Raw genomic sequence first — 22,068 nt, 5'->3', positions numbered from 1 at the left:
GACCAGGAAACAGGAAGGTTCGTAAATCGGTCAGGACGCGCGCGGCGTGCCGTAGTCGCGCGCGCCGAAGATCGCGGTGCCGACGCGCACGATGGTGGCGCCCTCGAGCACGGCCGCCTCGAGATCGGCCGACATCCCCATCGACAACGTGTCGAGCGCCAGGCCCTCGGCCTTGAGCGTGTCGAACAGCTCGCGCAGCAGCCGATGCGGCACGCGCTGCGCCGCGAGTTCGCCGGCCGGCTCGGGGATCGCCATCAGGCCGCGCAACCGCAGCGTGGGCAAGGTGGCCACCTCGCGCGCCAGCGCTGCCGCTTCGGCCGGCGCGACGCCGCTCTTGCTGTCCTCGCCGCTCACGTTGACCTGCACGCAGACATTGAGCGGCGGCAGGTGCGCCGGGCGCTGCTCGGCCAGGCGCTGCGCGATCTTGAGCCGGTCGACCGAATGCACCCAGTCGAACTGCTCGGCCACCACGCGCGTCTTGTTCGATTGCAGCGGCCCGATGAAGTGCCAGTCGAGCGAGGCGCGCAGATCCGCGAGCGCGGCGATCTTGTCGAGCGCCTCCTGCACGTAGTTCTCGCCGAACGCGCGCTGGCCGGCCGCGTGCGCTTCGCGCACGGCTTCGGCGGGGAAGGTCTTCGACACCGCGAGCAGCGCCACCTCGCCCGGCGCGCGGCCGGCGGAGCGGGCCGCGTCGTCGATGCGGCGGTGAACGGAGGCGAGGCTGGCGGCGAGATCGGACATACGCGGGGCAGGGCGGACGATGGATGGAGGCCATGCAGGGCACGGCGCGCCTCATTATACGGATCGCCTCGCGGCCGGTGGGGGATGCCCGGCCCTGGCGCCGCCGCGCCGGAGCGCGGCCGGCGAGAGGGCGCGAAAACCGGTGCTGGCCGGCGGGACGAGCCGGGGCCGCGGCGCCTCAGTCGTCGAGCAGTTGCTCGACGAGCTGGATCCAGTGCATCACCGGCGTCGCGGTGCCGCTCTGCAGGTGGGCGAGGCAGCCGATGTTGCCCGACACGATCAGTTGCGGATCGAGCTCGGCCAACCGGGCCAGCTTCTGCTTGCGCAGCTTGTAGGACAGCGAGGGCTGGGTCAGCGAGTAGGTGCCGGCCGAGCCGCAGCACAGATGGCTGTCGGCCGGCACGCGCAGCTCGACGCCGAGCGCCTCGAGCAGGCGCTCGACCTTGCCGCGCGACTGCTGGCCGTGCTGCAGCGTGCAGGGCGGATGGTAGGCGACGGTCTGCATGCCGCGCCGTTTCGCCAGCGCCACCAGGCGCGTCTCGAAGCCGGCCAGCAGCTCGGACACGTCGCGGGTCAGCTCGACCACGCGGCGGGCCTTGTCGGCATAGGCGGGATCGTCGCGCAGCAGGTGCGCGTACTCGAGCACGGTGGCGCCGCAGCCGCTCGCGTTCATCACGATCGCCTCGGCGCCGGCCTCGATGTGCGGCCACCAGGCGTCGATGTTGCGGCGCGCGTCGGCCAACGCCTCGTCGCGATAGTTCAGGTGCAGCCGGATCGCGCCGCAGCAGCCCGCCTCGGGCGCGATCACGGTCTCGATGCCGAGCGCGTCGAGCACGCGCGCCGTGGCGATGTTGATGTTCGGCATCATCGAGGGCTGCACGCAGCCGGCCAGCATCAGCATGCGACGCTCGTGGCGCGCGGTGGGCCAGGCCAGCGGCCGGGTGCGCGGCGGGACCTTGTCGCGCAGGCGCTTGGGCAGCAGCGGGCGCACCTGCTGGCCGATCCGCATCGCCGGCGCGAACAGCGCGCCGTTCGGCACGAAGCTGGCCAGCGCGCGCCGCATCAGGCGCTGCGACAGCGTGCGTGGCACGCGCGTCTCGAGCTGCTGGCGGCCGATCTCGACCAGCCGTCCATACTGCACGCCCGACGGACAGGTGCTCTCGCAACTGCGGCAGGTCAGGCAGCGGTCCAGATGCTGCTGGGTGCTGCGCGTCACCGGCGCGCCTTCCAGCATCTGCTTGATCAGGTAGATGCGCCCGCGCGGGCCGTCGAGCTCGTCGCCGAGCAACTGGTAGGTCGGGCAGGTGGCGGTGCAGAAACCGCAGTGCACGCACTTGCGCAGGATCGATTCGGCCTCGGCGCCGTCGGGCGTGTCGCGGATGAAATCGGCGAGCTTGGTCTGCATGGGCGGCTCAGAAATCGGGGTAGAGCCGGCCGCGGTTGAACACGCGGTCCGGATCGAAGGCGGCCTTCAGGCCACGGTGGATCGCCAGCAGCGGCCCGGCCAGCGGCGTGAACACGCCGCCGCCGCGATCGTAGCCGGCGCTGGCGCGATACAGCGTGGCGTGGCCGCCGGCCTGCTTGGCGCTCATTCGCACCGTGGTGGCGTCGGCGTCGGTGATCCACCAGCGCTGCGCGCCGCCCCATTCCATCATCTGCGAGCCGGGCAGGTGCATGGGCTCGGTGATCGAGGGCAGGGACAGGCGCCAGAGCGCGTGGCCGGGCAGCATCGCGTTGAAGAACGGGTCGTTCTGCTCGCGCACGCCGTGCCAGAAGCGCTGCGCCTCGACCGCGTCCACCGCTTCGCCGCCCAGCGCGCCCTTGGCCGCCTTGACGGCCGCCTCGGCGCCCGACAGGCGCAGCACCAGGGTGCCGAAGCGCCAGGCGCTCGCGCTGACCGGGAACGGGTGGCCCGACCACTCGTTGAGCTTGCGCACCGCGTCGGTCGCGCTCATGTCGAACTTCAGCGTCAGCTCGGCGACCGGCACCGGCAGCACCTTCACCGACAGGTCCAGCATCAGCCCGAGCGTACCCAGCGAGCCGGCCATCAGGCGCGCCACGTCGTAGCCGGCGACGTTCTTCACCACCTGGCCGCCGAAGCGCAGCACCTGGCCGCGCCCGTTCATCAGCGTGACGCCGAGCACGAAGTCGCGCACCGCGCCGGCGCTGGCGCGCCGCGGGCCCGACAGGCCGGCCGCGATGGCGCCGCCGAAGCTGGCGTGGCGGCCGAAGTGGGGAGGCTCGAAGGGCAGCATCTGGTTGTGCGCGGCAAGCTCCGCCTCGATGGCCGCCAGCGGCGTGCCGGCGCGTGCCGTGATCACGAGTTCGGCGGGGTCGTAGGAGACGATGCCGTGCCAGGCGCGCGTATCGAGTATCTCGCCGTCGAGCGACTGGCCGTACCAGTCCTTGGTGCCGCCGCCGCGAATCCGCAGCGAGCGGCCCTGCGCGCCCGCGCTGCGGATGCGTTCGGCCCAGTTCGCGACGATCTCGTCCTGTTCCATCCGGTGTCGCCTCGTCCTGAAATTTCTTGTGCTTCGATTGTACCGGCGCCATAAGCGGCGACAGTCGGGCGATCCCCCTAGAGACAGCGCGCGAGGGCGGCGGGGCGGGTGGCCCGGTGCGGGCCGGGTTTGGCGCTCGCTCGGCGCGGTGGCGAGCTTGCGAAGGTCCGCGCGCACCTGGCGCCTGGCGGCACGCCGGGTCGGCCGCCAGGCGCGGGCGGATCGGCAGGTTCGTTCTCCGGAGCCGGAATCCCGGCCGGCAGCGCGACCCGGGCCGGCCGCCGAGCATCCCGGCCGAGCCGCTTTCCTCAGAAACGCGGCAGGTCCGGGCGCGGCAGCAAGCCGCCGCGCACGTGCATGCGGCCGTATTCGGCGCAGCGCGCGCGGCTCGGGATGCCCTTGTCGGGATTGAGCAGGCTGGCCGGGTCGAAGGCGCGCTTCACGGCGAAGAACGCGTCGCGCTCCTCCGGCGAGAACTGCACGCACATCGAGTTCAGCTTCTCGACCCCCACGCCGTGCTCGCCCGTCACCGTGCCGCCCAGCTCGACGCAGCTCTCCAGGATGTCGGCGCCGAACAGCTCGGCGCGGTGCAGCTCGTCGGGATCGTTGGCGTTGAACAGGATCAGCGGATGCATGTTGCCGTCGCCGGCATGGAACACGTTGATGCAGCGCAGCCCGTATTGCCCCTCCATCTGCTCGATGCGCGCCAGCAGCGGGCCGATCGCGCGGCGCGGCACGGTGCCGTCCATGCAGTAGTAGTCGGGCGAGATCCGCCCGGCGGCCGGGAAGGCGTTCTTGCGGCCCGACCAGAAGCGCAGCCGTTCCGCCTCCGAGCGCGAGACCTGGATCCGCGTCGCGCCGCTGGCGCGCAGCACCGAGGTGACGCGCGCGATCTCCTCGGCCACCTCGTCGGGCGTGCCGTCCGATTCGCACAGCAGGATGGCGGCCGCGTCCAGGTCGTAGCCGGCCTGCGTGAAGGCCTCCACGGCCCGGGTGGCCGGCTTGTCCATCATCTCCAGCCCGGCCGGCACGATGCCGGCGGCGATGATCGCGGCCACCGCCTCGCCGCCCTTCACCACGTCGTCGAAGCTGGCCATCACCAATTGCGCCGTCTGCGGCCTGGGGATCAGCTTCACGGTGATCTCGGTGACGATCGCGAACATGCCCTCGCTGCCGATCATCACGGCCAGCAGGTCGAGGCCGGGCGTGTCGAGCGCCAGCGAGCCGAACTCGACCACGTCGCCGTCGATCGTCACGGCGCGCACGCGCAGCACGTTGTGGACCGTCAGGCCGTACTTGAGGCAGTGCACGCCGCCCGAGTTCTCGGCGACGTTGCCGCCGATCGTGCAGGCGATCTGCGAGGACGGATCGGGCGCGTAGTAGAGCCCGTAGGGCGCGGCGGCCTCGGAGATGGCGATGTTGCGCACGCCGGGCTGGACCGTGGCGGTGCGCGCGTAGGAATCGACCTCGACGATGCGCGTGAAGCGCGCCAGCGACACCACGATGCCGCTCTGGTTCGGCAGCGCGCCGCCCGACAGGCTGGTGCCGGCGCCGCGCGGCACGATCGGCACGTTCAGGCGGCGGCAGATCTGCACGATGCGCTGCACCTGCGATTCGGTCTCGGGCAGCGCCACCGCGAGCGGCAGGCGCCGGTAGGCGGCCAGCCCGTCGCATTCGTAGGCGGCAGTGTCCTCGTCGCGGTACAGCAGGCAATGGCTCGGCAGCACCGCCATCAGCGCCTGCACCACCTCGCGCTGGCGTTGTGCGCGGGTGGCGGCGTCGGCCATTGCATTGCTGCCGGCCGCGTGCGCGGCACCGCTGCTCGCGCCGCCTGTTTGGGCCTGGCCTTGGGCGATCGTGTTCATCTCGGCTCCTGGTCGGCGGGTGCGCGCCTCATGCGCGGTCGAGGCTGAAGATCTTGCCGGGATTCATCAGGTTGCGCGGGTCCAGCGCGAGCTTGATCGCGCGCATCGCGTCGATCGCCTCCTCGCCGTGCTCGGCGGCCAGGAAACGCATCTTGTGCAGGCCCACGCCGTGCTCGCCGGTGCAGGTGCCGCCCATGCGCAGCGCGCGCTCGACGATGCGCTGATTGATCTGCTCGGCTTCCTCCAACTCCTCGGGCTTGTCCGGGTCGAGCAGGATCGCGACGTGGAAGTTGCCGTCGCCGACATGGCCGACGATCGGGCAGGGCAGGGTCGAGGCGCGCAGGTCGATCTCGGTTTCCTCGACGCAGGCGGCCAGTTGCGAGATCGGCACGCAGACGTCGGTGGTCACCGCGCGGCAGCCCGGCTTGAGCTGCAGCATGCCGAAGAAGGCGTTGTGCCGCGCCGACCACAGCCGCGTGCGGTCCTCGGGGCGGGTGGCCCATTCGAAGTCCCGGCCGCCGTTGGCGGCGGCCAGTTCCTGCACGCGCTCGGCCTGCTCGCGCACGCCGGCCTCGGTGCCGTGGAATTCGAAGAACAGGGTGGGCGCCTCGTTCAGCGTGAAGTTCGAATGGCGGTTGATGGCGCGGATGCCGAGCGCGTCGATGAACTCCACGCGCGCGATCGGCACGCCGGTCTGGATCGTCTCGATCACGCTGCGCACCGCGTCGCCCATCGAGGGGAAGGTGCAGATCGCCGCCGATACCGCCTCGGGCAGCGGGTGCAGGCGCAGCGTGATCGAGGTGATCACGCCGAGCGTGCCTTCCGAGCCGACCAGCAGGCGCGTCAGGTCGTAGCCGGCCGAGGACTTGCGGGCGCGGCTGCCGGTCCGGATCTGGCGGCCGTCGGCGAGCACGGCGGTGAGGCCCAGCACGTTCTCGCGCATGGTGCCGTAGCGCACGGCGTTGGTGCCGGAGGCGCGGGTGGCCGTCATGCCGCCGATGCTGGCGTCCGCGCCGGGGTCGATCGGGAAGAACAGGCCGGTGTCGCGCAGGCTCTCGTTGAGGGCCTTGCGCGTGATGCCGGGTTCGACCGTGACGGTCAGGTCGTCGGCGTCGATCGACAGCACGCGGTTCATGCGCGAGACGTCGAGCGAGACGCCGCCGCGTACCGCCAGCAGGTGGCCTTCGAGCGAGGAGCCGGCGCCGTAGGGGATCACCGGCACCTCGTATTGCGCGCACAGCGTGACCACGGTGCGGACCTCGTCGGCGTTCTCGGCGAATACCACCGCGTCGGGCAGTTCGGGATCGAAGGGGGATTCGTCGCGGCCGTGGTGCTCGCGCACCGCCTCGGAGGTCGAGACGCGTTCGCCGAAGGCGGCGGCGAGCGCCTCGCGCAGCGCGTCGGGGAACGGGCGGCGCAGCGAGGCCGGCGGGGCGGGGTGGTTCACGCGTGTCTCCTGGGGCGGCTTGTCGATTCGTGGCGTGCGAGGCGGGCGGCGCGCGGCGTGTGACGGCCTAGGTCCTGCCGCGGCGCAACCGGCCTGCCGGCGCCATCCGCCACCGGTAACGGGCGCGACGCCCTGCGGCATGATGCCGCCTCGACGACTGGCGAATCATTCTACGCGCAAAGCCCGGCAGCGCGCGGCCAGCCGCCCGCGCTGGGATAATCCCGGCATGGCGGCCGAGCCCGCCCGGCGGCGCGCCGGGCGCAGCCCGCGCCGTCGCGCCGGTCCCGAGCCGGGATCGATGCCACCATCCATGGCCGCGCACGCTCGTGCCGCGCGGCCCGACACGACGAGGACCACCATCATGGGCAACCGCCTGAGCAAGATCGCGACCCGCACCGGCGACGACGGCACCACGGGCCTGGGCGACGGCAGCCGGGTCGCCAAGGACGATGCGCGGATCGCCGCGATCGGCGATGTCGACGAGCTGAATTCGCAGCTCGGCGTGCTGCTGGCCGAGCCGCTGCCCGAGGAGATCCGCGGCGCGCTGGCGGCGATCCAGCACGACCTGTTCGACCTGGGCGGCGAGCTCTGCATTCCGGGGCACGTCGCGATGACTGATGCGCACCTGGCGCGGCTGGACGACTGGCTGGCGCACTACAACGCGCAACTGCCGCCGCTCAAGGAGTTCATCCTGCCCGGCGGCTCGCGCCCGGCCGCGCTCGCGCACGTCTGCCGCACCGTCTGCCGGCGCGCCGAGCGCTCGATCGTCGCGCTCGGCGCCGTCGGCGAGGTCGCGGCCACCCCGCGCCGCTACGTGAACCGGCTTTCCGACCTGCTGTTCGTGCTGGCGCGCGTGCTGAACCGCGCGGCGGGCGGCAGCGACGTGCTCTGGGAGCGTGGCCGGCCCGAGTGAACCCGAAGCGGCGGCCGGCTGATCGGCCTGCCGCCGCCGTTGCATCGGCTTGAATGGTGCGTCAATTTGTCCACATCGACGTGCGATCTTAAAGATGTATTGTAAACGCATCTTTAAACGAGTCCCCACGGAGAAGAAGATGACGACGCTCACCGCCGAACAGATGGCCCGGGTCAAGGCGACCGCCCCGGTGCTGGCCGCCCATGGCAGCACCATCACGCGGCATTTCTACGCCCGCATGTTCCGCCACCACCCCGAACTGAAGAACCTGTTCAACCAGACGCACCAGCGCGCCGGCGGCAGCCAGCCCGAGGCGCTGGCCAGGGCCGTCTACGCCTACGCCGCCAATATCGACAATCTCGGCGCGCTCGGCAGCGCGGTGTCGCGCATCGCGAACAAGCACGTGAGCCTGTCGGTGCGGCCCGAGCATTACCCGATCGTCGGCGAGCACCTGCTGGCCTCGATCGTCGAGGTGCTGGGCGATGCCGTCGATGCGGCCACGCTCGAGGCCTGGCAGGCGGCCTATGCGCAGCTCGCCCAGGTGCTCGCCGGCGTCGAGGCGAAGCTCTACGAGGCCGCGCCCTGGAGCGGCTACCGGCCGTTCCGGGTCGCGCGCAAGGTGCGCGAGAGCGACGAGATCACCTCGTTCTACCTGGAGCCGACCGACGGCGGCGCGGCACCGCGCTTCGAGCCGGGCCAGTACCTCACGGTCAAGCGCTATGTCGGCGATCTCGGCGTGGATCAGCCGCGCCAGTACAGCCTGTCCGACGCGCCGCACGGCAAGTGGCTGCGGATCTCGGTCAAGCGCGAGGCCGGGCGCGAGGGCGGCGGCCAGCCGGTGCCGGCCGGCAAGGTGTCGACGCTGCTGCACGAGGGGGTGGAGGAGGGCGCGATCGTCGAGGTGACGGCGCCGATGGGCGACTTCACGCTGGCGCGCGAGGCGGCCACGCCGGTGGTGCTGATCTCGGGCGGGGTCGGCATCACGCCGATGGTGTCGATGGCCTCGGCGCTGAGCGAAGCCGGCAGCCAGCGCAGGATTCACTTCCTGCATGCCTGCCGCTCGGGGCGTGTCCACGCGTTCCGCGACTGGCTCAACGCGCTGGTGGCGCGTCATCCGAACGCGACGCGCCAGGTGGTCTACGAGCTGGTGGGCCCGGACGACCAGCCCGGCGTCGATCACGATCGCGAAGGCCGGCTCACACCCGAGCTGCTGCGCGCAGCGATCCTGCCCGATGCCGACTACTATCTTTGCGGCCCGGTTGCCTTCATGACGGCGCAGCGCGATGCGCTGGTGGCGCTCGGCGTCGCGCCGGAGCGCGTCCACACGGAGATCTTCGGTTCCGGCGCGATCGAGTGATCGCGGCGGTTGCGGCGCCGCCGGCCTGAAACCCGGCGCCGCAATGCCGGCAAAAAAATCGCCCGGGCGGCCAATGGCACGCCCGGGCGATTCTCGTTCATCCGCGCGCCGGCAAGCTGCACCGGCGCGCCGCGGCATCAGTTGCCGCTGCCGCGTGCCACGCGCCGCGCGCGCACCGCCTCGGCGAGGCCTTCGAGCACCTTGACGCTCTCGTCCCAGCCGATGCAGGCATCGGTGATGCTCTGGCCGTAGGTCAGCGGGCAGCCCGGCGTGAGGTCCTGGCGGCCGCCCACCAGGTGCGACTCGACCATCACGCCGACGATGCGCTCGTCGCCAGCGGCGAGCTGGCGGCCGATGTCGGCGCACACGGGAATCTGGTTCTCGTGCTTCTTCGAGCTGTTGGCATGGCTCGCGTCGATCATCAGGCGCGCGGCGAGGCCGGCCTTGCCGATATCGCCGCAGGCGACGTTGACGCTCTCGGCGTCGTAGTTCGGCGCCTTGCCGCCGCGCAGGATCACGTGGCAGTCCTCGTTGCCGGCGGTCGAGACGATCGCCGAGTGGCCGCCCTTGGTGACCGACAGGAAATGGTGAGGCTGCGAGGCGGCCTTGATCGCGTCGACCGCGATCTTGACGTTGCCGTCGGTGCCGTTCTTGAAGCCGACCGGGCAGGACAGGCCCGACGCCAGCTCGCGGTGCACCTGCGATTCGGTGGTGCGCGCGCCGATCGCGCCCCACGAGACCAGGTCGGCGATGTACTGCGGGCTGATCATGTCGAGGAATTCGGTGCCGGCCGGCAGGCCCAGCTCGTTGATCTGCAGCAGCAGCTCGCGCGCGGCGCGCAGGCCTTCGTTGATCTTGAAGCTGTTGTCCAGGTGCGGATCGTTGATGAGGCCCTTCCAGCCCACCGTGGTGCGCGGCTTCTCGAAGTAGACGCGCATCACGATCTCGAGATCGTCGCGATGCTGGTGGCGCAGCTCGATCAGCTTCTTCGCGTAGTCGACGGCCGCCGCGGGATCGTGGATCGAGCAGGGGCCGATCACCACCACCAGACGATCGTCCATGCCGTGCAGGATCCGGTGCAGCGAGCGGCGCGTCGAGTAGATCAGCTCCGCCACGGCTTCCGAGCAGGGGAATTCGCGGATCAGGTGGGCGGGCGGCGTCAGTTCCTTCAGTTCGCGGATACGGACATCGTCGGTGTTGTGCGGGGGCATGCTTGTTCTCCAGTGTGGCGTCGCCGGTTCGGGCGTGCGTTCGGCCGTTGCGGATATCGGTGTGGTTGGGGCGGCCGGTGGTTCATCGGGAGCCGGACTGCGGAACCGGCGGGACGAAAAAAAACCGCCGGGTTCGCCGGCGGTTTTCTGGGAATTCGGTTTGCGCTCTGCGCGCCATCACTCCTCTCGATCCGCCAACGGTCTGAGATACCAAAAAAAGTAAAAGTAAAACTTGGCGGACATGACGGTGCGGATTTGCGTCGTGGAAGTGATTGAAACTTTATACCCGGGTGGCACGGACAATGCAAGCGGCGACGATGAAAAACGCGGATGATCCGCGTTCGGTCACGATTTCCTGCGGATAAGCTGCGCCGCGCTGCGGAAAATCCGCAAGGCGGCGCAAATTTCCCGCGGATTCAGGCGGTGCCGCCGACCGTCATCGAATCGATCCGCAACGTCGGCTGGCCGACCCCGACCGGCACGCTCTGACCCTCCTTGCCGCAGACGCCGACGCCCGAATCGAGCTTCATGTCGTTGCCGATCATGCTGACGTACTTGAGCGATTCCGGGCCGCTGCCGATCAGCGTGGCGCCCTTGACCGGGTAGGTGACCTTGCCGTTCTCGATCATGTAGGCCTCGGAGGCCGAGAACACGAACTTGCCGTTGGTGATGTCGACCTGGCCGCCGCCGAAGTTCACCGCGTACAGGCCGTTCTTGACCGAGGCGATGATTTCCTGCGGGTCCTTGTCGCCGTTGAGCATGTAGGTGTTGGTCATGCGCGGCATCGGCAGCGCCGCGTAGGATTCGCGGCGCGCGTTGCCGGTCACCGGCATCTTCATCAGGCGCGCGTTCAGCGTGTCCTGGATGTAGCCCTTCAGGATCCCGTCCTCGATCAGCGTGGTGCACTGGGTCGGGTTGCCCTCGTCGTCGATGTTCAGCGAGCCGCGGCGGTTCGGCAGGGTGCCGTCGTCGACCACGGTCACGCCCTTGGCGGCCACCTGCTCGCCGATGCGGCCGGCGAAGGCCGACGAGCCCTTGCGGTTGAAGTCGCCCTCCAGGCCATGGCCGATCGCCTCGTGCAGCAGCACGCCGGGCCAGCCCGAGCCGAGCACCACCGTCATCGCGCCGGCCGGGGCCGGGCGCGCGTCGAGGTTGACCAGCGCCGCGTGCACCGCGTCGTCGACGTACTTCGAGAGCACCTCGTCGCTGAAGTAGCCGTAGTCGAAGCGCCCGCCGCCGCCGCCCGAGCCGATCTCGCGGCGGCCGTTCTGCTCGGCGATCACCGTCACCGAGACGCGCACCAGCGGGCGGATGTCGGCGGCCAGCGCGCCGTCGCTGCGCGCCACCAGCACCACGTCGTATTCGCCGGCCAGGCCCGCCATCACCTGGGTGATGCGCGGGTCGCGACCGCGCGCCATCTGCTCGATGCGCTCCAGCAGCTTGACCTTGGCGGTCGCGTCGAGCGAGGCGAGCGGATCGGACGGCAGGTAGAGGTCGCGGCCCGACACGCCGGTCAGCGACGAGGCCACCTGGATCTTGCGGCGCCCGCCGCCGGCCGCGGCGATCGCCTTGGTGGCGCTGGCCGCCTGGCGGATCGCCTCGGGCGAGAGGTCGTCCGAATAGGCGAAGGCGGTGCGATCTCCCGCCACGGCGCGCACGCCCACGCCCTGGTCGATGCTGAAGCTGCCCGACTTGACGATCCCTTCCTCCAGGCTCCAGGCCTCGCTGCGAGTGGCCTGGAAGTACAGGTCCGCATAGTCGACGCGATGCGTGAAGATGTCGGCGAGCGTGCGCGTGAGCAGGGACTCGTCGAGCCCGTAGGGCGTGAGCAGGATGTCCTTGGCGAGGGCGAGATTGCGGATGCCGGGTTCGATGATGTTCATGCGGTATCGGGGTTCTTAACGGGTGTCTCGGGGGAGTTCTCGAATTCGGGGCGCGGGCGGCGTCAGCCCAGCACGCGATGCCGCCAGGCCGGCAGGCTCTGGCGCACCTCGGCGATCCGGGCCGGGTCGAGCGCGCCGGCCACCACGCCCGGGCCCTCGTCGCGCACGGCGAGGATCTCGCCCCACGGATCGATCAGCATGCTGTGGCCCCAGGTACGGCGGCCGTTCTCGTGCGTGCCGCCCTGCGCGGCGGCCAGCACGTAACACTGGTTCTCGACGGCCCGCGCGCGCAGCAGGGTTTCCCAGTGCGCGCGGCCGGTGGTGTAGGTGAAGGCCGAGGGCACCACCATCAGCGCGCAGTCGCCGAGCCGGCGGTACAGCTCCGGAAAGCGCAGATCGTAGCAGACCGACAGGCCGACCCGCCCGAACGGCGCCTCGAAGGCCTGGACCGTTTCGCCGGGGCGGATGGTGCGCGCCTCGTCGAAGGATTCCTCGCCCTTCTCGAAATTGAACAGGTGGATCTTGTCGTAGCGCGCCGCCTCGCGGCCCTCGGGATCGAACACCAGGGTGGTGTTCAGCACGCGGGAGGGTTCGGGCGCGGCCAGCGGCAGCGTGCCGCCGATCACCCAGACCCCGTGATGCCGCGCGGCGTCGCCCAGGAAACGCTGGATCGGGCCGTCCTGGTAGGGCTCGGCGATCGCCAGCTTGTCGGTGTCGCGACGGCCCATGAAGCAGAAATATTCGGGCAGCAGCACCAGCTGCGCGCCGCCGGCCGCGGCCTCGGCGATCAGGCGGCCGGCCTCGTCGAGGTTGCGCACCACGTCGGGCGTGCTGACCATCTGCAGCGCGGCGACCGTCAACTGCGCCGGGCGATCGGTTCGGTCGGTCATCGGTGAATGTCGCAATGAAATAAGGGTGCGTCCCGCCCCAGGCTCGGGTCGGGCGCGTGCCGCATCAGGGGCGGGCCGCGTCCGCGTCGGCGGGCGTGCGGTCCATCTTACCGCGATCGCCCCCGACCCGCTGAATCCGCGGATGCGCCCAGGAGCCGGTGATCGCGTAGTCGAACGCGAAGGCGTGCGAGAGCGTCTGCGACAGCGCCAGGTTGGCGGCCAGCACGCCCAGGCCGAGCAGCGGGTTGATCACCGCCGCGCCGATCGCCGCGGCGCTGGCGCTGACCTTGGGCGCGATGTGCGCGTGCAGGTCCTGGGTTTCGTGGGCGAGGTCGACCTTGCCCTTCACGGTCACGCGCGCCGGGGCGGTGATCATGTGGAAGTCGTCGGTGGTGGCGATGCCGTTGGTGATCTTGCTGGTGCCCTGGATGGTCTCGAAGGGCAGGCCCTTGCCGATCACGTCGCGGAAATCGAGCGTCAGGAAGCGCGCCAGCCCCTGCAGGCTCAGCACGCCGAGCAGCTTGGCCGCGCCCGGGTCGACCTTGAGGATCTGGCCGTGCTCAAGATCGAGCGAGAGCTGGCCGCCCAGGCTCGGGTAGTCGATCGCGGTCGGGCCGCCGCGCCAGCCGACCTTGCCCGCCAGCGTCCCCTTGCCGTTGGCGATCGTGCGCGGCAGCCCGACCCGGTCGAGCAGGGCGCCGGCGTCGTCGACCGCCAGCTTGAAGTCGAACACCGTGCGGCGCGGCGCGTCGTCCTCGTCGGCGCCGCGCGCCAGCGCGCGCTTCGAGGTGCGCCAGTTGGCGGTGGCGGTCAGCTTGGCGGCCGGGTTGGCCAGCTCGAGCTTGTCGAGCTGCCAGACCGGCACGCCGTTTTCCTCGAAGTTGTGCGCATTGACCTGCAGCCGGCCGATGTCGTGGCCGCGCGCCACCACCTGGTCGACCACCAGGTCGATGGCGGGCATCGCGCGATCGGTCGGCATGGTCATGGCGCCGCCCACCAGGTCGTGGTCGGCGCTGTCGGGCACCACCAGCTTGGCCAGGCGCGCGTTCAGCACGCCCGCGCCGCCCGGGGCGCCGGCCTGGCCCGCGCCGGCGTCGCCGTGCGGCGACCAGGACAGGTAGCCCGAAACCTGGTTCGAGGCCACGTTGGCCTGCCAGAGATCGTCGACATGCGAGGCGCCGACGATCACGTTCTCCCAGTTGCGCTTGATCAGCTTGAGCGTGCCGAAGTGCAGGGCGAAGCGCTTCGGCGCGAAGCTCGCAAAGTCGATGCGCGGCGCCTGCCGCGGCAGCGCGGCCGGCGGCGTGGCGGCCGCCGCGGGTGCCGCGGATGATGCCGGCGTGCCGCGCAAGGTCTTGGCGAAGGCGATCCAGGCGTCGGCGTCGAGCGCGGTGGCGTCGACGGCGGCCGTCACGCCCTCGCGCGGCAGGTCCGGCATGCGGTTCATGCCGAGCGCGCCGCGCACGGCCCGCACCGGTTCGCCGCGAGTGGCGTCGAGCACGTAGGTGGCGGCCACCGGGCCGAGCTTGAGTTCGGCCTGCTCCAGCGCGCGGCCCTCCTCGGGCGGCAGCGGCGCGAGCGTGAAGCCGAACGGCATCGGTGTGCCGGCCGGCTTGGTGAAGGGCGCCGGGAAGTCCAGCGCGAGCCCGGTCAGGTCCGAGGAGGCGGTGATCTCGGGCAGGCCGCCCTTGGCGCCGCGCACCGCCAGCCGGTACGGCGCGTCGCCCACCACGCGGCCCAGCAGCGCGGCGGCCGGCCCGTGCAGGTTGAGCCCGCGGGCCGAATCGACGGCGATCCGGCCGTCCACGTCGAAGGCATAACCGTCGTTGCGCCGGAACCGGCCGTTGGCGTGCACCGCGCCGCCGAGCAGGCGCGCCGAGAGCCGGTCCAGCTCGGCGCTCTGCTGGGTGAAGCGCACCGTGCCGCGCAGCTGCGAGAGCGGCGGCAGGCCGTCCGATTCCAGCGTGTTGCCGCCGAACGCGAGCGCGCCCTCGACCAGCGTATGCGGGTGCTTGACGTGCTGCGGGATGGTCAGCTTCAGCGCCAGCGAGGCCGGGCCCTGCGCGCGCAGCTTCTCGCCGACATGGCCCGACAGGCCGCCCAGCGCGCTGTGGTTCGTATAGTCGATCAGGTCGGCCAGCGGGCCGTGCGCGCGGCCCTCGATCAGCAGCGGCGACTCGGCCGGGTGGCCGAGGTCGTCGATGCGCCCGATCACCTTGCTCAGCTGCACGCCCTTGTAGTGGGCGCGCGGGATGTCGAAGCGCAGCTTGTTGTTGCGCAGCTCGAACACGCCGTCGATGCCGTCCAGCGCCGGCCAGACGCTGGGCGTGCCGTTGGCGAGCTTGCGCGGCGGCTGCGGGGTCGGCTCGAAGCGCCCGCCGGTGAACGGCGCGACGATGTGGAACACGCCGTCGTTCGGCGCGTATTCGTAGGGGAAGGTCTCGAGCGGGCCCTGGGCGATGATGGTCGCGCCCTTCGAGACCACGCCCGCCTGCAGCGCGTGGCCGAGATACTGGTGCAGGTGCTCGGACATGCTGGTCGGCAGGTAGCGCACGATGCGCGGGATCGCCGCGCGGCCGAAATCGGCCTTCAGGTCGAGCGTGCCGCGGCCGTGGCCGGGATTCGAATAGCCGCCGCTGACGGTGATCTCGGCATCGGGATTCTCGACGTAGAGCAGCGGCAGCTTGACGTCGACGCGCGGGCGCCGCTCGCCCGGCGCGGCGGCCGAGGCGATGGTCCAGGAGGTCTGCGCGCGCAGGCGGTCGAAGGACAGGCGCGGGTCCTCGAACACCCCGGGCACGGTGACGGCCGCCTTGACCGTGTCGATGCTGGCGCTGCCGCCGCGCTCGTTCGCGTCGACATGGCCCCAGACGTTCTCGAAGCCGGGGATCCCGGCGCGCGGATGGCCGCGCGGCGACAGCCCCGGCCCCGGTTCCTGGGCCTCGACGCTGATCCCCTGCAGGTCGCCCGTCAGGCGATAGCGCACGATCGGCGCGGCATGGGCGGTCTCGTCGCCGGCCAGCTCGGCCTTGCCCGGCGCGGCGCGCTCGGCCTCCATCACGTAGTTGGCGATCAGGCCGCGCGGGTCGACCCGCACCAGCTCGTTGCGAAAGCGCGCCGGCAGCGGCAGGCCGCGGATGAATTCGGCCAGGATCCCCAGGTCGACGCGGTCGCCGGCCACCTGGATCAGCTGGCCGTGGCTGGCGTCGGGCACGCGGTAGCGCGCCGTCAGGGTCGCGAAGGACAGCGCGCGCGACAGCGGCGTGCCGTCGTCGAGCGGCGGCTGGCCCAGCTCGGCGTGCAGGTTCGAGAGCTTCAGCGTGTAGTCGCGGCCCGGCGCCAGCGCGAGATCCCAGCCGAAGCCGGCCACCGGGATGTCCAGGCGCGGCTGGGTCGGGCGCACCCGCAGCGCGACGTCGGCCCCGCTCAGGCTGCCGTGCGCGTCGAACAGCCGGCCGTCGCGAAAGCCGATCCAGATGGTGTTGTCGATGCGTCCGGCATAGGCCTTGAGCGGCAGCGGCGCGTAGCGCGCCAGGGTCGGCAGGTCGACCGGGCCGGTCGAGACGTAGGCGTCGCCGGTCCAGTTGGCGGGCCGGCCGATCGCGGCCAGCGGCTTGTGGGTGAAGCGCGCGCGGAAATCGAGCGGGCCGGCCAGCAGGGTGCCGTTGGCGGGCGCCTGCAGCGCCAGGCGGTGCACCAGGCCGTCGTTGAGCACCGCCAGGCGGATCCCGGTCAGCGTCAGCTCGGGCGCGTCGCGCTCGGCGTCGCGCCAGCGCAGCGTGCCCTCGCGCAGCACGATCGCCTGCTGGCGCAGCAGCCAGGTGCTGAAGGCGTCGTTGCCGCCCTTGCGGGTGGTCGGTACGTCCACCCCGGCGATGCTCAGCGTGCCGTCGCGCCGGCGCGCGATCAGCAGGTCCGGCGCGTCCACCACCAGGCTGGAGAGCGTCGGCGAGAGCCGCACCAGCGAGCGCCAGGAGATCGCGGCGGTGGCATGCGGGATGGTCAGGGCGGTGACGCCGTCCTTGTCGCGGATGCTCAGGGCGGTGACGTCGACGCCGGGCTGCATGCCGGACCAGTGCGGTGCCAGGCGGGCGATCCGGACTTCGGCGTGGAGCTTGTCGGAAACGAAGGATTCGATGCGGGGCCGCAGCTTGTCGACCTGCGGCAGCAGCGCATAGCGCAGGCCCAGGTAGCTGCCGGCGGCCACGAAGTAGAGCGTCGCGCCGCCGATCAGAACGACGCGGAACACGCGGCGCAGCACCGGATGATCGTGCTTGGGAGGTCCGGCTTCTTGACTGCTGGCGGCGGATTCCTGACGGTCGGGCATGCGGCGGACGGGCGGCGATGTGGTAGCGTTGCGGACTGACGCTGAAATGTAACACAGGGGTTTGCCGACGCGCCCATTTGGCCGGCTTGCGGGCTGGCGTAGGCGCGAGTCGGCGGTGGTTTCGCGAAGCAGGCTGCCGGGCGTGGCGCGTGCCGCCGAAGCCGTCGCGGCCGGCGACGTTTCACGCCTGCCGCGTCCCGCGGGGCAGCGTGAAGCCCGCCGGGCGCCTTGCCGTTAAGCCCTTGCTGCGAGGCACCGAAGCTGCCGCGGCCCTGCAGTGGCCTTGCCGTTACGTGTTACTGCCGGCATTTTTCGCGCGCCTGTCGCGCCCCGACCGCCTTCCCATCGCGCCGCCGCCATGACCGACGCCACCACCCCGAGCAGCACTGCCTATTCCCGTTACCTGGCGCGCGCGGTCGCCGCGCGCCCCGAGCTGGCCGCGCGGATCGCCGCCTGGGCCGCCGCGCCGATCACGCGCGCGGCGATCGACGGCCGCCTGGACGAGCTGCTCGGCCAGCCCGAGGGCGCGGCCGCGCCGATCGGCGAGGAGCCCTTGCGCCGCGCCCTGCGGCAGTTGCGCATCGAGGTATTCGGCGCGGTGGCCGAGCGCGACCTGGCCGGCACGGCCGACGTCGCCGAGGTGACCGGCGCCATGACCGACCTGGCCGAGGCCACCATCCAGCGTTCGCTGGCGGTGCTCTCGACCGAGCTCGAGGCGCTCTACGGCGAGCCGCGCGGGCCCGGGGGCGAGCGCCTGACGCTCGGCGTGGTCGGCATGGGCAAGCTGGGCGGGCGCGAACTGAACGTCTCCTCCGACATTGACCTGATCTTCGTCTACGAGGACGACGGCGAGACCGCCGGCGGCACGCGCGCGGCCCTGGCCACTCAGGAATACTTCACGCGGCTGGGCCGGCGCCTGATCGGCGTGCTGTCCGACACCACCGCCGACGGCTACGTGTTCCGCGTCGACATGCGGCTGCGCCCGAACGGCGATTCCGGCCCGCTGGTGTGCAGCCTCGGCATGCTGGAGGAATATTTCTACGTGCAGGGGCGCGAGTGGGAGCGTTATGCCTGGATCAAGGGGCGGCTGGTGTCCGAGCCCGGCAGCGAGTCGGCGCGGCGCCTGGCCGGGCAGCTCGACGCGATCGTCAAGCCCTTCGTCTTCCGGCGCTATCTCGATTTCGGGGTGATCGGCGCGATCCGCTCGCTGCACCGCCAGATCCGCCAGGAGGCGCAGCGTCGCGCCTCGATGCGCCCCGACAAGGCCGACGACATCAAGCTCGGGCGCGGCGGGATCCGCGAGATCGAGTTCAGCGCGCAGGTGTTCCAGCTGATCCGCGGCGGCCAGGACGCCGATTTCCGGGTGCGCCCGACGCTGGCCGTGCTGCAGCATGCGAGCGCGCGCGGCCTGATCGCGGCCGAGGTGGCCGAGCGCTTCGCCGAGGCCTATCGCTTCCTGCGCGTGATCGAGCACCGCCTGCAGTACCGCAACGACGCGCAGACCCACGCGATGCCGGTCGAGGCCGAGGATCGCGCGGCGCTGGCCGCCTCGCTCGGTTTCGCCGACTACGCCGCGCTGCTCGCCGAGCTGGACCGGCACCGCGGCTTCGTCGAGGCGCAGTTCGACCAGATCTTCTCGAACCGGCTGGCGGGCGACCCCTGCGGCAACGGCAATGGCGAGGAGGGCGCGGCGGCCTGGATCTGGAGCGGCGCGCTGGCCGACGACGGCGAGGACGAGGCACTGAACGCGCGCCTGGCCGGCCTCGGCTTCGTCGATCCGGACGCGGTGCTGGCGCGGCTGCGCGGCGTGTGGCGCTCCTCGCGCTACGCGGGCCTGCCCGAAAGCAGCCGGCAGCGCTTCGACCGCGTCGCGCAGCGCGCGCTCGACGCCGCCCCGGGCATCGACGCCGCGCATCGCGACGACACCGTGATCCGCTTCTTCGACCTGCTGGAGACGGTCGGTCGGCGCGGCGCCTACCTGGCGCTGCTCACCGAGTACCCGGCCGCGCTCGACCGCGTGCTGTCGGTGCTGGGCGCGACGCGCTGGGGCGGCGGCTACCTGATCCGCCATCCGCAGTTGCTCGACGAGCTGCTCGACGACGAGGCGATCGCCAGCCCGTTCGACTGGCCGGCCTTCAAGGACGCGCTGCGCGCGCGGCTGGCCGCGGCCGACGGCATGGAGCAGCAGATGGACCTGCTGCGCCACGCGCAGCACGCCGAGGTGTTCCGGATCCTGTTGATCGACCTGGCCGGCAAGCTGTCGGTGGAGCACGTCAGCGACCGGCTCTCGGAGCTGGCCGACGCGGTGCTCGACGTCACGCTCGAGGTGGTCTGGTCGCAGCTCGCCAAGCGGCACATCGAGCGGCCGCGCTTCGCGGTGATCGCCTACGGCAAGCTCGGCGGCAAGGAGCTCGGCTACGCCTCCGATCTCGACGTGATCTTCCTCTACGACGATCCCGACGAGCGCGCCGCCGATATCTACACCACCTACACGCGCCGCCTGATCACCTGGCTGACCACGGCCACCGGCGCGGGCGCGCTGTTCGACCTCGACCTGCGGCTGCGGCCGAACGGCGAGGCGGGCCTGCTGGTCACCGACCTCGACGCGTTCCGTCGCTACCAGTTGCGCGAGGGCGACGGCGCCAACACGGCCTGGGTCTGGGAGCACCAGGCGCTCACGCGGGCCCGCTTCAGCGCCGGCGACGCGCAAATCGGCGCGGCCTTCGAGGCGATCCGCGAGCAGGTGCTGACCACGCCGCGCGAGGGCGAGATGCTGGCGCGCGAGATCGTCGGCATGCGCGACAAGGTGGCGGCCGGCCATCCGAACCATACCGAGCTGTTCGACCTGAAGCACGACCGCGGCGGGATGGTCGACATCGAGTTCATCGTGCAGTACTGGGTGCTGCTGCACGCGGCGCGCGATCCCGAGCTGATCCGCAATACCGGCAACATCGCGCTGCTGCGCGAGGTGGCGCGCTTCGGGCTGATGGACGACACCGAGGCGGAGACGGTGGGCGCTGCCTACCGGCTCTATCGCAAGCGCCAGCACCAGTTGCGGCTCGACGGGATGGAGAAGGCGCGCGTGCCGGGCGAGACCGTCGCGGCCGAGCGGGCCGCCGTGGCGGCGCTGTGGGAGCGCGTGTTCGGCGGCGTGACGCCGGCCGAGCCGCAGTGAGCGCGGCCGGCTGAAGGCCGGCGGGCGGGAAGCATCGGGCCTCGCGCCGGGATCGGCGCGAGGCCCGGTTCGTCTGGCCAGGTGGGCCCGCTGCCGGCCGGCGCGGCCGCTGGCGGGCGCAAAAAGCCGGTGATACGATGCGGCGACCTTCTCCCGATCCAGAATTCAAAATGAAAAAGGCGATCCTGGTTTATGTGGACCACAACAGCCAGATGGTCGAGGAGTTCTTCTGGCTCTACAAGAGCCTGATCCATACGCGCTCGCTGGACGGCGGCGCGCTGGTCGTGGTCTGTCATCCCGAGGTGGTCGGCCATCTGCCGGCCGATCCGCGCCTGGTCGTGATGCCGGCGCTGCCTCATGCTCGAACGCATGCCGAGTGGGCCGGCTATCCCTACATCAATTCGGTCGCCAACCTGTGCGCGCCGGAGGTGCTCGATGCCTGCGCCGGCTTCGACCTGGTGCTCAAGACCGACTGCGATACCTTCGTCACGCCGGCCTTCGCGAGCTTCGTGCCGAGCGGCCTGTGCTTCGGGTTCGGCGCCTATGCCTACGAGGATTCGGTGCGCCGCAAGCTGGTCGAGTGCAGCGCGCGCTGGGGCTTTCCGCATGCGGGCCTGCACAACGTCGGCGCCTCGGTGTACGGCCCGTCGGAGATGGTGCGGCACTTCCTGGTGGCGCAGATGGATTACTGCCGGCGGCTGTTGGCCGAGGAGTTTGCCGAGCACGAGGGGCAGTGGCCGGGCTGGTGCAAGAACGTGCTGACCATGTACGCCGGCGAGCTGGCCTTGCGGCAGACCTACCCGCAGCGCTGCTCGATCGGCCTGCTCGACCATTTCCCGCACGCGACGCGGCGCCTGGGCGGGGACGTGCTGCACATCCATGCCTGGCATATCGAGGAATATTTCTCGAAGCACGCGTTTCGCGCCGGCGAGTACGACGGCATCGACCCGGCCACCATCGATCGCGGCAGCCTCGGCGGCTATTGCCACTGGCTCGCGCGCGCCGGGCTCGACGAGATCGAGCCGATCGCGGCGCGGCCGGCCTGAGCGGGGGAAGCGCCCCGAGCCGCCGCCGGCGGGTGCCGGCCAGGATCACGGGAGTTGCCGCGGTGCCTGGGCGGGGGCGGTCGTCACAGCACGCCTGACAGCGGCGGGCGCCCGCGCGACGCGGGACAGGCCGGCCTCAGGCGGCCAGCATTTCCTTGGCGTGCTTGCGCGTGGTGGCCGTGATCTCGAGCCCGCCGAGCATGCGCGCGACTTCCTCGACGCGGCTCGCGCGATCGAGCGGGGTGACCGAGGACACGGTGCCGCCGCCCGGGCCCTGCGCCTTCGCGACCTGGAAGTGATGGTCGCCGCGCGCGGCCACCTGCGGCAGGTGGGTGACGCACAGCACCTGGCGGTCCCGGCCGAGCTGGTGCAGCAGGCGGCCGACCACCTCGGCCACGCCGCCGCCGATGCCGGTATCCACTTCGTCGAAGATCAGCGTGGGCGTGAGGCTGGCCGCGCTGGCGATCACCGCCAGTGCCAGGCTGATGCGCGCCAGCTCGCCGCCCGAGGCGACCTTCGCCAGCGGGCGCAGCGGCACGCCCGGGTGGCCGGCGACGCGGAACTCGATCTGCTCGAGCCCGTGCGCGCCGCCCTCGGCCAGCGGCAGCAGGCCGACCTCGAAGCTGCCGCCCGCCATCGACAGTTCCTGCATGGCGGCCGTCACCGCGCCGCCCAGCGCGTCGGCGGCCTGGGCGCGCGCCTCCGACAGCGT

General features: G+C 71.5%; 13 protein-coding genes and 1 pseudogene. 4 read left to right on the top strand and 10 right to left on the bottom strand.

Annotation, left to right across the window (positions count from 1 at the left end; genetic code table 11):
• Positions 1–30: 30 nt before the first annotated feature.
• The 5 genes from F3J18_RS22055 to F3J18_RS22035 all read right to left on the bottom strand — a co-directional run bounded on the left by F3J18_RS22055 (position 31) and on the right by F3J18_RS22035 (position 6,554).
• Positions 31–741 (bottom strand): YggS family pyridoxal phosphate-dependent enzyme, encoded by a 711-nt coding sequence (locus F3J18_RS22055; protein ID WP_025098507.1) that lies wholly within the window; start codon positions 739–741, stop codon positions 31–33.
• 178 nt (positions 742–919) lie between these two features.
• Positions 920–2,146: a glycolate oxidase subunit GlcF gene (gene glcF, locus F3J18_RS22050; protein WP_025098506.1), complete on the bottom strand. Its 1,227-nt coding sequence runs from the start codon at positions 2,144–2,146 to the stop codon at positions 920–922.
• A gap of 7 nt (positions 2,147–2,153) precedes the next feature.
• Positions 2,154–3,242 (bottom strand): glycolate oxidase subunit GlcE, encoded by a 1,089-nt coding sequence (gene glcE, locus F3J18_RS22045; protein WP_025098505.1) that lies wholly within the window; start codon positions 3,240–3,242, stop codon positions 2,154–2,156.
• A gap of 308 nt (positions 3,243–3,550) precedes the next feature.
• A complete protein-coding gene (locus F3J18_RS22040) occupies positions 3,551–5,029 on the bottom strand; it encodes an FAD-linked oxidase C-terminal domain-containing protein (protein ID WP_029950115.1) in 1,479 nt (492 codons plus the stop codon).
• A gap of 106 nt (positions 5,030–5,135) precedes the next feature.
• Positions 5,136–6,554 carry an FAD-linked oxidase C-terminal domain-containing protein gene (locus F3J18_RS22035; RefSeq protein ID WP_166914182.1) on the bottom strand — a complete coding sequence of 473 codons (1,419 nt, stop codon included), beginning with the start codon at positions 6,552–6,554 and terminating at the stop codon, positions 5,136–5,138.
• Between the two features lie 361 nt (positions 6,555–6,915).
• Here F3J18_RS22035 and F3J18_RS22030 point away from each other — a divergent pair, with 361 nt between their 5' ends.
• Together F3J18_RS22030 and hmpA are read left to right on the top strand one after the other, a co-directional pair.
• Positions 6,916–7,467 (top strand): cob(I)yrinic acid a,c-diamide adenosyltransferase, encoded by a 552-nt coding sequence (locus F3J18_RS22030; RefSeq protein WP_025098502.1) that lies wholly within the window; start codon positions 6,916–6,918, stop codon positions 7,465–7,467.
• Between the two features lie 139 nt (positions 7,468–7,606).
• Positions 7,607–8,824, top strand: a complete 1,218-nt coding sequence (gene hmpA / locus F3J18_RS22025; protein WP_166914180.1) for an NO-inducible flavohemoprotein — start codon at positions 7,607–7,609, stop codon at positions 8,822–8,824.
• A 137-nt stretch (positions 8,825–8,961) separates the two neighbouring features.
• Here the strand turns inward: hmpA and aroG are convergent, their stop codons facing one another.
• The 4 genes from aroG to F3J18_RS22005 all read right to left on the bottom strand — a co-directional run bounded on the left by aroG (position 8,962) and on the right by F3J18_RS22005 (position 17,135).
• The gene (aroG, locus tag F3J18_RS22020) at positions 8,962–10,035 is read right to left on the bottom strand and encodes a 3-deoxy-7-phosphoheptulonate synthase AroG (protein WP_025098500.1); all 1,074 of its coding nucleotides are present in this window, start codon (positions 10,033–10,035) and stop codon (positions 8,962–8,964) included.
• A gap of 416 nt (positions 10,036–10,451) precedes the next feature.
• Positions 10,452–11,918 carry a metalloprotease TldD gene (tldD, locus tag F3J18_RS22015; protein WP_025098499.1) on the bottom strand — a complete coding sequence of 489 codons (1,467 nt, stop codon included), beginning with the start codon at positions 11,916–11,918 and terminating at the stop codon, positions 10,452–10,454.
• Positions 11,919–11,980: 62 nt separating this feature from the next.
• Positions 11,981–12,808 (bottom strand): carbon-nitrogen hydrolase family protein, encoded by an 828-nt coding sequence (locus F3J18_RS22010; RefSeq protein ID WP_166914178.1) that lies wholly within the window; start codon positions 12,806–12,808, stop codon positions 11,981–11,983.
• Positions 12,809–12,872: 64 nt separating this feature from the next.
• Positions 12,873–17,135 (bottom strand): AsmA-like C-terminal region-containing protein, encoded by a 4,263-nt coding sequence (locus tag F3J18_RS22005; protein ID WP_166914176.1) that lies wholly within the window; start codon positions 17,133–17,135, stop codon positions 12,873–12,875.
• 358 nt (positions 17,136–17,493) lie between these two features.
• Between F3J18_RS22005 and glnE the strand changes: the two genes are divergently transcribed.
• Together glnE and F3J18_RS21995 are read left to right on the top strand one after the other, a co-directional pair.
• Positions 17,494–20,310, top strand: coding sequence for a bifunctional [glutamate--ammonia ligase]-adenylyl-L-tyrosine phosphorylase/[glutamate--ammonia-ligase] adenylyltransferase (gene glnE, locus F3J18_RS22000; protein ID WP_166914174.1), 2,817 nt, complete (start codon positions 17,494–17,496; stop codon positions 20,308–20,310).
• A 170-nt stretch (positions 20,311–20,480) separates the two neighbouring features.
• On the top strand, positions 20,481–21,356 hold the full coding sequence (locus F3J18_RS21995) for a hypothetical protein (protein ID WP_166914172.1): 876 nt from the start codon (positions 20,481–20,483) through the stop codon (positions 21,354–21,356).
• Between the two features lie 136 nt (positions 21,357–21,492).
• Here F3J18_RS21995 and F3J18_RS21990 read toward each other — a convergent pair.
• Positions 21,493–22,068, bottom strand: a pseudogene (locus F3J18_RS21990) (DNA repair protein RecN); the annotation flags it as partial.

This window comes from Burkholderia sp. Ax-1720, from assembly GCF_011753035.1.
GTDB lineage: Bacteria > Pseudomonadota > Gammaproteobacteria > Burkholderiales > Burkholderiaceae > Burkholderia > Burkholderia gladioli.
This window is presented reverse-complemented; position numbering and strand designations above follow the sequence as displayed.